Raw genomic sequence first — 12,810 nt, forward strand, 5'->3', positions numbered from 1 at the left:
AAAAAACGGCTGGTCAATTACCAGCCGTTTAAGTGGGGTGGCTAACGCGGCTTGAACGCGCGACCTTCTGAACCACAATCAGATGCTCTACCGACTGAGCTATAGCCACCATGCGCGTGAAAACATACATAATCACACAACAAAGGGATACTATACACGATTTTCTAGATTTCCGCCAGAGCAACACACTTCGGCGCGTCGTAGTAGCAACATCAATTATTCGACAATGGCAAATGCAACAATGGGTGTATGAGTTTTTCTGAGCAAAATCAACGCATTTTTGGCGTAACTGCAAATAGCAACAACACGACAGCACTTCTTCTTGGCTCAGGCGAGCTTGGTAAGGAAATTGCGATTGAGCTTATGCGATTAGGCGTGCGAGTATGCGCTGCCGATAGCTACAAAAACGCTCCTGCAATGCAAATAGCTCACGAATACCACGTGCTAGATATGTCGAATCCGCAAGAATTGCAAGAACTTATTTCCAATGTGAATCCTGACATTATTATTCCAGAAGTTGAAGCTATTGCTACTGAAGTTTTGAAAGATGCTGCTAAAAAGAATATTCAAGTCGTTCCTAGCTCAGATATTGCCGCGATTGCAATGGATCGCGAGCGCTTGCGTAGAATTGCGCACGAAGATTTAGGGCTGCCTACTACACCGTATTGTTTCGCTTCATCTTATGAAGAGTTAGAGGATGGAGCTAAAAAAGTTGGATATCCTTGTGTAGTTAAGCCTGTTATGAGCTCTTCTGGTCACGGTCAGTCAATAGTTCGTAGTTCTGAAAATTTGCTTGCAGCTTGGAATGAAGCTCAGCATGGCAGGCGTGCAGCAGCTGGTCATGAAAATGAGTGTTCACGCGTTATTGTTGAAGCTTTAGCTCCGCTTGATTATGAGCTTACAGTACTTACAATAAGCTCTTGCGCAGGAATTACTACTTGTGAGCCGATCGCTCAGCGTCAGCAAGACGGAGACTATAGAGAATCTTGGCAGCCTGCAAATATTCCTGAATCGATCCGCACTAATGCGAAAGATATTGCAAAGCGTGCTGTAGAAGGTTTGACTGATATTGCGCAAGAAGCTGGCGAAACAGGTTGGGGCATTTATGGAGTCGAATTATTCGTGCTTACTGATGGCTCTTTGCTTTTTAATGAATTGTCACCTCGCCCACACGATACTGGCATGGTAACTATGATTTCGCAGCATTACAGTGAATTTGCATTGCATGCATTGGCTATTTTGGGAGTTCCAGTTACAGCTAGCTATACTGAGCTCTCTTTGAAAAATAATGAAGTTGCAGCAAGTCACGCCATTGTTATTAAGGCGGAAGAATCTGTTGGTTTTACGAATATTGCTCAAGCTTTGCAATCTGGCGAAAATTATCGATGCAACTTGCGTATTTTTGCTAAGCCTTCTGTGCATGGTCACAGACGCATGGCAGTTTCTTTAGCTACTGGATTAACGCAAGAAGAAGCTAGAGAAAATGCGACACGCATCGCCATGTTGCTAAAAACTACACAAACAAATGCTTAGATACATTGAAAATTAAGGCATAAGAGTTAAAAAAGATAATAATTTACGGTATGCACGAAGGGAAATTTTGTAGGTAACAATTGTTACGCTAATCGTGCTGGCAAAGGTCAGGTAAACCTACAAATATTGTTGGTTTGCGCCTACAACTGTGAATGCACATAAGAGAGGGCATATCATGGAAAAACTTGAGAAGTTGTACGAAGGCAAAGCCAAAAAACTGTATGCTACCGATGACACCAATGTGCTATGGGTTGAATACATGAACCAGGCAACAGCTGGTAACGGTCTGAAGAAAGCTCAGATTGCAGGTAAAGGCAGTTTAAATAACCGGATTACTTCGTTACTATTCCATTTACTTGAGGCGCGCGGCGTAAAAAGCCACTTCCTCGGACGAATTTCCGATACTGAACAACTTGTAAAGCGTATGCGCATGTTCCCACTGGAAATTATTATGCGAAATACTGCTGCAGGTTCTTTTGCAAAACGTTATAGCGTTAAAGAAGGAACACCTTTAAAGAAGCCATTGTTGGAGTTCTGCGTAAAGTCCGACGAGCTTGGCGATCCATTTATTAATCCAGAAGGCGTTGTAGCTCTTGGATTAGCAACAGATGAAGAAATGACGGAAGTCACTCGTCAAGCTCATGCTGTTAACAATGCTTTGTTGGATATTTTCTCCAAGATTGATGTTCAGCTTGTTGACTTCAAGATTGAAGAGGGCGTAGACGCGCAAGGTAATATTCTTCTCGCTGATGAAATAACTCCTGATACTTGCAGACTTTGGGATAAGCGCAATGCTGGTACGAATGAGGTAAGCCATTTGGACAAGGACTTGTTCAGACGCGATTTAGGCGACATCATTCCTGCTTATGAAGAGATTTACGATAGGCTTGCATCTTTAGCTCAAAGCGAAGGCTTGGATGTCTCTGTGCGCAAACCTGACGATTGCGTAGAACGATAATGATTGTTGTGGCTCGTACCTTTAGGGGGTGCGAGCCACATGCATTCTTAATGTGATTTTGAATAATTTAATATTTATAATTTAAAACCAATACAACAATAAACACTGCATTCATACCGCACATTCAACAAGGTAGGTTTCTCGTGGTATTTCGCGTATATGTGGAAAAACGCACTGGTTTTGACGTTCAAGCGCAACAGCTTTTACATGAGCTTAGGGAGATTCTTGGCATAAGCGCGATTACTTCCGCAAGAATTATTAACCGTTATGACGTTGAAGGTATCAGCAAAGATTTATTCGACAATGCTGTGCAAACAGTATTAAGCGAACCTCCAGTTGATAATACTTACGATTACTTGCCTATTGAAACCGACGAGCACGTATTTGCTGTAGAATTTTTGCCTGGTCAATTCGATCAGCGTGCGCAATCTGCTAGCGAATGCATTCAACTTATTAGTCAAAGCGAACGCCCAACAGTGCGCACTGCTAGAGTAATCGCTTTAAAAGGTGATCTTGACGAAAAAGCACTAAACGATATTAAACACTACGTTATTAATCCTGTTGAAGCGCGAGAAGCTTCACTTGATGAGGTAAAAAGTTTACAGCGAGAAGCAGTTGTACCATCTGATGTAGAAGTAATTAGCTCATTTAACGATTTAAACGAAGCTGGATTACAAGACTTTATTAATACTCGCGGTTTGGCAATGGATTTGGCTGACGCAAAGTTCTGCCAGAAGTATTTCCGTGAAGAACATAGAAATCCTACTATTACAGAAATTCGCGTTATTGATACGTACTGGTCCGACCACTGCCGTCACACGACTTTTGGCACCGAGCTTACAGATATTTCTATTGACGATAACACTGTTCAAGAAGCATTTAGCCGTTATCTTGATTTGCGAAAAGAACTAAATCGCGAAAATAAGCCTGTTTGCCTTATGGATATGGCAACTATTGGCGCAAAATACTTAAAGCATACCGGCGAGCTTAAAAATTTGGACGAGTCAGAAGAAATCAACGCTTGCACAGTAAAAGTTAAAGTGGACGTAAACGGTCACGACGAAGATTGGCTATTCCTGTTTAAAAACGAAACACATAATCATCCTACAGAGATTGAGCCTTTCGGTGGAGCTGCAACTTGCATTGGTGGCTGCATCCGTGATCCTCTTTCTGGACGCTCCTATGTGTATCAAGCAATGCGCGTAACTGGTGCTGCAGATCCACGCACGCCTATTAGCGAGACTTTAAACGGTAAGCTTCCGCAGCGAAAAATTGTAACTTCTGCTGCCGCAGGATACTCTTCTTACGGAAATCAGATTGGTTTAGCTACTGGCGAAGTACACGAGTTATACCACCCTGGTTATGTTGCAAAACGTATGGAGGTTGGTGCAGTTGTTGCCGCTACCCCAGCCGACCATGTGCGCAGAGAAACTCCAGCTCCTGGCGATGTGATTATTCTTCTTGGCGGACGCACTGGTAGAGATGGCATTGGCGGCGCAACTGGCGCTTCTAAAGCTCAAGATGTTGAAAGTATTGAAGAGTGCGGAGCTGAAGTTCAAAAAGGTAATGCTCCTATTGAGCGAAAACTGCAACGACTTTTCCGACGCAAGGATGCTTGTCAACTTATTAAGCGTTGCAACGATTTCGGCGCTGGCGGCATTTCTGTCGCAACTGGCGAAATTGCCGACGGCTTAACTATTAATCTCGACAAAGTTTCTAAAAAGTACGAAGGTCTCGACGGCACTGAGCTTGCTATTTCTGAATCTCAAGAGCGCATGGCTGTCGACGTTGCATCAAGTGATGCTGAAGAATTTTTGAAGTATGCTCGTGAAGAAAATCTTGAAGCAGAAATAATAGCGACTGTTACTGAAGAAGCACGAATGCGAATGACTTGGCGTGGAAAAACCATTGTTGACTTAAGCCGCGCATTCTTGGCTTCTAATGGCGCTGCAAAACAGCAGATATTGCATATTGAAAGTGGAGAATCTTACGAAACTCCATGGCAGAATCAGTCAGATTTGCCGTTAGAAAAGCGCATGCATAACTTAGTTTCGGATATTAATATTGCTTCAAATAAAGGCTTATCTGAACGATTTGATTCTACTATTGGCGCTGCTACTGTACTTATGCCTTTTGGCGGTCGTCGCCAGCTTACTCCTGCTCAAGCCATGGTTGCTAAATTCCCAGTATTTGGCGAAACAAACACAGCTTCCGCAATGGCTTGGGGCTTTAATCCGTATTTGATGGAAAAGAATCAGTTTACTGGAGCTTATGTTGCGGTTGTTGAATCATTGGCAAAGCTAGCAGCTAGCGGTTTCACTCGCGAACGTGCTTACTTGAGCTTGCAAGAATATTTTGGCAAGCCTCACGATATTCCAGAGCGTTGGGGAAAGCCAGCTGCAGCAGTTCTTGGTGCTTTAAGTGCACAGCTTGATTTTGGCGTTGGAGCTATTGGCGGCAAGGATTCCATGAGCGGCAGTTTTGAGAATCTGGATGTGCCACCAACTTTGATTTCGTTTGCTGTTTCTACTGGAGATGCACGTTTAACTGTTTCACCTGAATTTAAGGGTGTAAATCATAAAGTTATACGTATTGCTCCAAAATATAAATCCGACGGAATTACTCCAGAAAAAGAAAGCTTCCTGAAAGCACTAGAGATTGTAGAAAATATTACGAAAAACAAGCAAGCTCTTGCTATATCTACTCCTGGCTACGGTGCTAGCGCAGAAAGCTTATTCAAAATGACGCTTGGAAATCATATTGGTCTTAAATTATTCAACAATTTAAGCGACGATGATTTATTTAAGCCAGCATATGGAAACTTCTACGTTGAGCTTAAAGAAGACGCTGAAGTTCCGTCTTTAGCGAATACAAGCTTGGTTGACGTTGAGATTGTTGGCGAAACAACTGAAAATTACGCGATTACTTCATCGAATGGCGAAGAAATTGATTTAAGTGATTTGCAAAAAGTTTGGGAAAGCGAACTTTCCTCAATCTTCCCGTATAAAAAGCCTGGCGAGATTGTAGAAACTATTAATAACGAAACTAATGTTTCTACTACAAACCACATGCACACAGGAAAACTAAAGCCGCTTTCGCATCCTCACGTTATTATCCCAGTTTTCCCTGGAAATAATTGCGAATACGATACTCAAGCTGCTTTTGAAAAAGCTGGAGCAGACGCTCATACGCTTATTATTAATAATTTAAGCGCAAAAGATATTGCACAATCAGCTGAGAAATTGGTTGAAGAGATTAAAAAGAGTCAAATTGTAATGATTCCAGGAGGCTTCTCTGGAGGGGACGAGCCGGACGGTTCTGCAAAATTCATTACAGCATTCTTTAGGAATCCAGCAGTAACAGACGCAGTTCGTGACTTGCTTAATAATCGTGACGGTTTAATGCTTGGAATTTGCAACGGCTTCCAAGCGCTTATTAAGCTTGGTCTTGTGCCTTTTGGTGACATTATCCCAATAAATTCCGAATGCCCAACTCTTACCTACAACACTATTGGCAGACACCAAAGTAGGATTGTTCGCACTAGAATTGCTTCAAATCTTTCACCATGGTTAGCAAATACGCAAGTTGGAGACATGCATACTGTTGCAATTTCTCATGGAGAAGGTCGTTTTATTGCTACTAACGAAGTTATGGAAAAGCTTATTAACAACGGCCAAGTAGCTACGCAATACGTTGATAGCAATGGCGTTCCAAGCATGAGTTTGAATGTGAATCCAAACGGATCGATTATGTCCGTTGAAGGAATTACCAGCCCAGATGGTCGAGTTTTTGGAAAAATGGGACATTGCGAGCGCGCAGGTCGTGACTTGTATGTCAATATTCCTGATTTCCACGAGCAACCATTGTTTGAAGCTGGCGTTGAATATTTCACTGCATGAGCTTTAGTTTACAGTTGCAAGACTTGTATCAAAATAACTACAAAATTCGACGATTACAATCATCGATTATTAGGGGGGTATGAATGTCTGCAGAACTTGAAGATATTCACGAAGAATGCGGCGTATTTGGTGTGTGGGGTCATCAAGATGCAGCTAGGCTGACATATTTTGGACTTCATGCGCTACAGCATCGAGGACAAGAAGGTGCCGGCATTGTATCTAACGACAATGGCAAACTGCATGGGTATCGCGGATTGGGATTACTAACTCAAGTATTTAGCAATGAACAAGTTATGGATCGTCTTACTGGAAACAGGGCTATCGGTCACGTGCGATATGCTACTGCAGGTTCTGGAAGCGTTGATAACATTCAGCCTTTCCTATTCCGTTTCCACGATGGAGACGTAGCTCTTGCTCATAACGGAAATTTGACAAATTGCACTAGCCTACGTAATTCCTTGGAAGATAAAGGCTCAATATTCCACTCAAATTCTGATACTGAAATATTGATGCATTTAATTCGCCACTCCAGTAAAGCAACTTTTATGGATCGCCTAAAAGAAGCTTTACAAACTGTTCATGGCGGTTTTGCTTACTTATTGCTTACTCAAGATGCACTAATCGGAGCAACTGATCCAAATGGTTTCCGCCCTCTTTCGCTTGGTCGTATGAAGAACGGCGCGTACGTGCTTGCTTCTGAAACTTGTGCGCTTGATATTGTGCGAGCAGAGTTTATTCGCGATATTGAGCCTGGCGAAATCATTGTTATTAATGACGATGGCTACACTATTGAGCAATATACAAAGCACGTGCAGCATGCAGTATGCTCAATGGAATTTATTTATTTCGCTCGCCCAGATTCTAATATTTACGGTATTAATGTTCATTCTGTACGAAAGCGCATGGGTGCACGTTTGGCTAAAGAATCTCCTGTTGAAGCAGATATGGTTATTGGAGTTCCTAATTCTTCACTTTCTGCTGCTGCAGGATACGCTGAAACAAGCGGAATTCCAAACGAAATGGGATTGATTAAAAACCAGTATGTTGCACGCACTTTTATTCAACCGACGCAAGAATTACGCGAGCAAGGCGTTCGTATGAAACTTTCTGCTGTTCGTGGTGTAGTTGCAGGAAAACGCGTTATCGTTATTGACGATTCGATTGTTCGCGGAACTACTTCTAAGCGCATTGTGCAATTGCTTCGAGAAGCTGGCGCTAAAGAAGTGCATATGCGTATTTCTTCCCCTCCGCTTAAATATCCTTGCTTCTACGGTATCGATATTCAAACTACGAAGGAACTTATTGCAGCAAAGCATTCAGTTGAAGAAATTCGCGAGTATATCGATGCTGATTCCTTAGCATTTTTGTCTTTAGATGGATTAGTCGAGTCGATTGGATTAAAAAAGCCTGCTCCTTATGGCGGTTTGTGCGTTGCTTACTTTAATGGCGACTACCCTACTGCACTAGACGATTATGGCGAAGAATTCTTGGCTTCCCTTACTCCTGAAGAACGCGAACATTTGCAAGAAGTAAGGAAGCACAGTAAATATTCACACGAAAATCTTATATAACTTAATAACTTGATTATTTATTAATTAAATTGTTCATTGCAATTTATAAATAAAACTTAAGAAAATACTTATAACATTGTTACGAAAGGAACCAATATGCCACACGCATATGAAGAAGCTGGCGTAAGCGTAGAAGCAGGATACGAAGTAGTACGTCGTATTAAATCTCATGTAAATCGCACAAAGCGCCCAGGCGTTGTAGGCGGCATTGGCGGATTTGGCGGCTTATTTGATTTGGCATCTCTTGGTTACAAAGAGCCAGTGCTGATTTCTGGCACGGATGGCGTTGGAACCAAGCTTGTGATTGCAAAAATGATGAATAAGCATAACACTATTGGCATTGATTGCGTTGCAATGTGCGTAAACGATATTGCAGCTCAAGGTGCCGAGCCGCTTTTCTTCCTCGATTATATTGCATGCGGAAAAAACAATCCTGAAATACTTGAGCAAGTAGTTTCAGGCGTTGCAGATGGTTGCGTGCAATCAGAGACAGGTTTAATTGGCGGCGAAACTGCTGAAATGCCTGGAATGTATGACGAAGACGAGTACGATCTTGCAGGTTTTGCAGTAGGCGTTGCAGAACGTTCGAATATTGTTGACGGCTCCACTATTACTGCCGGCGACGTGCTTATCGGACTTCCTTCTTCAGGAGTTCATTCAAATGGATTCTCTCTTGTTCGCAAAGCTTTGTTTGAAGAAGCAGGTTTTAGCGTTGACACCAAGCTAGATGAGCTTAATGGCAAAACACTTGGCGAAGTTCTTCTTGAACCTACTCGAATCTACGTAAAAGCTTTAAAGCCACTTTTTGCAGAACATCTTATTAAGGGAGTTGCTCATATTACAGGCGGCGGATTTATTGAAAATGTTCCACGCATGTACGCAGATGATTTGGCTGCAAAAATTGATACCACTAGCTGGAGCGTTCCACCTATTTTTGGAGTTATTGAAAAAGCTGGAAAAGTTGCTCACGCTGAAATGTTCAACGTTTTTAATATGGGTATTGGCATGGTTTTGGCAGTTGACGAAAACAAAGCAGACGAGGCAATGCGAATACTAAAAGAGCATAACGAAACCGCTTATATTATTGGCAAAATGGCTAAGCGCGAAAACGTTGCAGTCGAATTGTTGTAATCCACAAAACAGCAAAATCTTAAAGCAATAAAGGATCAAAAATGAAAGTTTTAGTAGTTGGTTCTGGCGCTCGCGAACATGCTATTGCACACGCGCTACTTAAAGGAGAAAGCGTTGAAGAAGTAACTGTTGCTCCTGGAAATCCTGGTATTGCAGCAGATGGCATTCAAACTGCAAACATAAGTCAATCAGATCATGACGCTCTTATTAAGTTTGTTAAAGACAATAACTACGATTTTGCGTTCATTGGTCCTGAAGTTCCCCTTATGAATGGCATTGTTGACAATTTTGAAGCGCATGGAATTGCCGCTTTTGGTCCAAACAAAGCCGCAGCTCAAATTGAAGGCTCTAAAGATTTCGCAAAAAAGCTTATGGCTCGTCACAACGTTCCAACTGCCTCCTACAAAACATTTGACGCTTTGGAGCCGGCACGCGCATACGTTCTTGAGCATGGTGCTCCAATTGTTATTAAAGCGGATGGTTTGGCTGCTGGAAAAGGCGTTACTGTTGCTATGGATGAGCAAACAGCAGTTGATGCTTTGGATGATATCTTCGTAGATCATCGTTTTGGTCAAGCTGGAGCAAAAGTTGTTATTGAAGAATTTTTGCAAGGTCAAGAGTTTTCGCTTATGAGTTTTGTAAGCGGAACTGATTTTTGGGTTATGCCTATTTCTCAAGATCACAAGCGTGCTTATGACGGAGACAAAGGACCAAATACTGGAGGCATGGGAGCTTATAGCCCTGTGCCGCAAATTAGCGACGAAACAGTTCAGCGTGCTATCGACGAAATTGTGCGCCCAACTGTTGAAGGACTAGCTAAAGAGGGTACGCCTTTTACTGGCGTGCTTTATGCTGGCTTAATTGATACAGCAACAGGTCCTAAAGTTATTGAGTTTAATGCTCGTTTTGGAGACCCAGAAACAGAAGTTGTGCTTCCTCGCCTTACTTCAGATTTTGGTGCAGCTATATGGGATATTTTGCAGCATAAAAATCCTACTTTTACTTGGAAAGATAGCGGTGTTACGCTCGGCGTAATTATTGCAAGCGAAGGCTACCCTGGCACTTTAGTTACTGGAACTCCTCTTCCTCAAATTCCTGTTGACGAAAATCAAGGTCAACACGTGTATTATGCAGGAGTAAAAAGCGATGAAGAAAGCGGCAAACTTCTTACTTCTTCAGGTAGAGTAGCTCTTGTGCAAGTGCATGGAGATGACGTAAAAGACGCTCAAAACAACGTCTACAGCATATTAAATAAGCTTAATCTTCCACACATGTTCTTTAGGCATGATATCGCATCTAAAGCCTTAAAATAGTTTGTTAATTGATATAGTTTTCATTAACAAATTGCAAATCAATAAGCCCCTCGCTATTTGAAACATACTATGTATCAAATACAAACGAGGGGCATTGTAATAATCAAACTAGCTTTTAGCGCGGTAATTTCAGAAAATCAGTATTACGCAAATAATGCTTTCCAGCAGTAATATCGTATTGTATTAAGCGATAGTCATGAAGAAGTTGACGTGACTTCTTATCCATCTTAGACAAAATCATAGGATTACCATCGTTATCCAAATAAATTGATTGTCCCTCAGGAATTCTATCCCAGCCTTGAATAGTATTTACAACAGGAGGCTCCATAGCGCTCACATGCTCATGTAAACAAGTTAAGAAAGCAAGATACGGAGAAACTTTAGCGTTCATATGTAAAGCAGCCTGAGAAATAAAGAAGTTAGGTGAAGAATACTTATTAGTACGATCTACATCTTTACTTGTATTAGAATGCTCTACATTTTTGTTTGAAGATTTTTTCTCACTACGCTCTTTACGCTCCAAAGCAACTTTATTTGACCAAATAAAATAATCAGTCAAATGCAAAGACAATGAATTCTTTTCATCTGAACTTGCAGTGCCGTAAATTCCTGGCAAATGGTCACCATAAAACATAACAGTAATAGGCTTATTTAGTTTATCTAAACTCTTCAAAAACGCTTGTGTTGCCTCATCAGTGTGCTGCACACCCTTAGCATACGTTTCAATAGAAGTTTTTTCATCATCACCAAGATCAGCGGCACCATCTTTAGAAGACACTTCGAATTCATTATTCGCATACCAATCCCTATAAGGCATATGGTTTTGCATAGTAACAATTTGTACGAACCTAGGTTGCTTATGCTCTTTAATCTTTTCTAACGCACTCTTATATGCTGATGCGTCAGAAACATACGGTGATTTATCTATAACATCACGGTGAGCAATAACATCAGGTCCTTGCAATGCGTAGAACTTACTAAATCCAAACTTTTTGTAATTAGTAGCGCGCAAATACATGCTCGGCTCATACGGGTGGAAAGCTATAGATTTAATAGAATTACGAGAATCATCCCAATATTGATTAATAGTTGGAGACCATTGAGCATTAGGAACCAACTGCTGATACGGACTCGTCATTGAAGGATCAAAATTAGCCATGCTCAAACCAGTTAAAGACATGTACTCTAGATTTGCAGTACCGCCACCATAACCAGAAGAAAGCATCAAACCACTATCCGTATGCTTCTTTAAATTGCTAATAAATGGTATTGGATTCTTGTTCAACTTCAAACCAGGAACACGAGTAGGATCAGAGAACGATTCAGACAAGATAAGAATAAAAGTATTATCGTTCATATTTGTTGTACGAGAACGATTTATACGTTTAGCTTCATCGTTATAACGCTTGTATACAGCCTTCATAGTTTCTTCACTGTAATCAGCCGGCCTATCCATAATTTTAGGATTTACATTACGCAAAAATGCCACAATAGCACCATTGCGTTGAGCGTCATAAACAGAATCCCACATAGCAGGACTGTCACCAAGCATTTTAGAAAAAACATTAGCCGAAGAGTCAACTGTGCCAACGCCGCCAATATACCAGCTTAAATTCCCTATTAAAATCAACGCAATTGCAACACGAATACCAGCAGAATAACGCCAATCTTTAAATCGCACAATCTTTCCATGATTTGTATCAAATATGTGTAAGCAAACAGTTGTAACTAAAAGCAAAATAAAAACGCCTAAAGCAACACCAATGACCATAGGAGCATTATCTGGCAAAAATGAAGCGACATTACCAGTGTTACTTTTTAAAAAGTTTAAGTCCGCAGGAAGAATAGTTTCATAACGAACATTTACTTTCATATATTCAATAACAGCAATAAGCAATGAAACACTTAGAATTATTGCACTTGATATCCAAAATCGGTTACTAATCAAAAGAATTAAACCGTATATCATCGCAACAACGAGCGCACTAAGAACAATAACGAAATTAAGTTCTTTCCAGGTTTTAGTTATTAATCCCCAACGTCCACCAGACATTGCAGAAGTCATCTCAACTCTTCCAGCGCGCTGCACACCCATTTGCACAATAATTACCGACATGCCGTCAATAACAAAGAAAAGAAATGCATACAGCCAATACGGAACTTTCAAGCGCAAAAATGACTTCATACTATCCTCAATAAATCACACACGTACTAATTATTACTAATAATGTGCAAGTTTACTTATTGCTATCGTCATAAATTTTTAACAATGCATTGAAACAAGAAAAAATAGCAATTTTAATACTTAGGACTGATTACAATATATGTTTCGTTATTTATTATTTAAATAGAATAAATAATAAAAAATAAAACAAATATTGAGGAAAATTTCAGATACTAGCATT

At 40.9% G+C, this 12,810-nt stretch carries 7 protein-coding genes and 1 tRNA gene; 6 read left to right on the top strand and 2 right to left on the bottom strand.

Going from position 1 to position 12,810, the window contains the following annotated elements; translation table 11 throughout:
- Window positions 1–33: 33 nt before the first annotated feature.
- Window positions 34–109: transfer RNA gene (locus tag D0T18_RS03435), tRNA-His, on the bottom strand.
- Between the two features lie 140 nt (window positions 110–249).
- On the opposite strand from D0T18_RS03435, the gene purT reads away from it, so the two are divergent.
- From purT to purD, 6 genes are all read left to right on the top strand, one after another.
- On the top strand, window positions 250–1,533 hold the full coding sequence (gene purT, locus D0T18_RS03440; protein WP_116440483.1) for a formate-dependent phosphoribosylglycinamide formyltransferase: 1,284 nt from the start codon (window positions 250–252) through the stop codon (window positions 1,531–1,533).
- Between the two features lie 175 nt (window positions 1,534–1,708).
- Window positions 1,709–2,491: a phosphoribosylaminoimidazolesuccinocarboxamide synthase gene (gene purC, locus D0T18_RS03445; protein WP_103013840.1), complete on the top strand. Its 783-nt coding sequence runs from the start codon at window positions 1,709–1,711 to the stop codon at window positions 2,489–2,491.
- A gap of 143 nt (window positions 2,492–2,634) precedes the next feature.
- Window positions 2,635–6,390 carry a phosphoribosylformylglycinamidine synthase gene (locus D0T18_RS03450; RefSeq protein ID WP_116440484.1) on the top strand — a complete coding sequence of 1,252 codons (3,756 nt, stop codon included), beginning with the start codon at window positions 2,635–2,637 and terminating at the stop codon, window positions 6,388–6,390.
- A gap of 83 nt (window positions 6,391–6,473) precedes the next feature.
- Window positions 6,474–7,961, top strand: a complete 1,488-nt coding sequence (gene purF, locus D0T18_RS03455) for an amidophosphoribosyltransferase (protein WP_004105975.1) — start codon at window positions 6,474–6,476, stop codon at window positions 7,959–7,961.
- Window positions 7,962–8,057: 96 nt separating this feature from the next.
- Entirely contained in the window at window positions 8,058–9,092 is a 1,035-nt protein-coding gene (purM, locus tag D0T18_RS03460) for a phosphoribosylformylglycinamidine cyclo-ligase (protein WP_103013838.1), read from the top strand.
- Between the two features lie 41 nt (window positions 9,093–9,133).
- Window positions 9,134–10,405 carry a phosphoribosylamine--glycine ligase gene (gene purD, locus D0T18_RS03465; RefSeq protein ID WP_116431604.1) on the top strand — a complete coding sequence of 424 codons (1,272 nt, stop codon included), beginning with the start codon at window positions 9,134–9,136 and terminating at the stop codon, window positions 10,403–10,405.
- 115 nt (window positions 10,406–10,520) lie between these two features.
- On the opposite strand, the gene D0T18_RS03470 is transcribed toward purD, so the two are convergent.
- Entirely contained in the window at window positions 10,521–12,590 is a 2,070-nt protein-coding gene (locus D0T18_RS03470; RefSeq protein ID WP_102703186.1) for an LTA synthase family protein, read from the bottom strand.
- Window positions 12,591–12,810: the final 220 nt, after the last annotated feature.

Source organism: Gardnerella swidsinskii (assembly GCF_003397705.1).
GTDB classification, from domain to species: domain Bacteria; phylum Actinomycetota; class Actinomycetes; order Actinomycetales; family Bifidobacteriaceae; genus Bifidobacterium; species Bifidobacterium swidsinskii.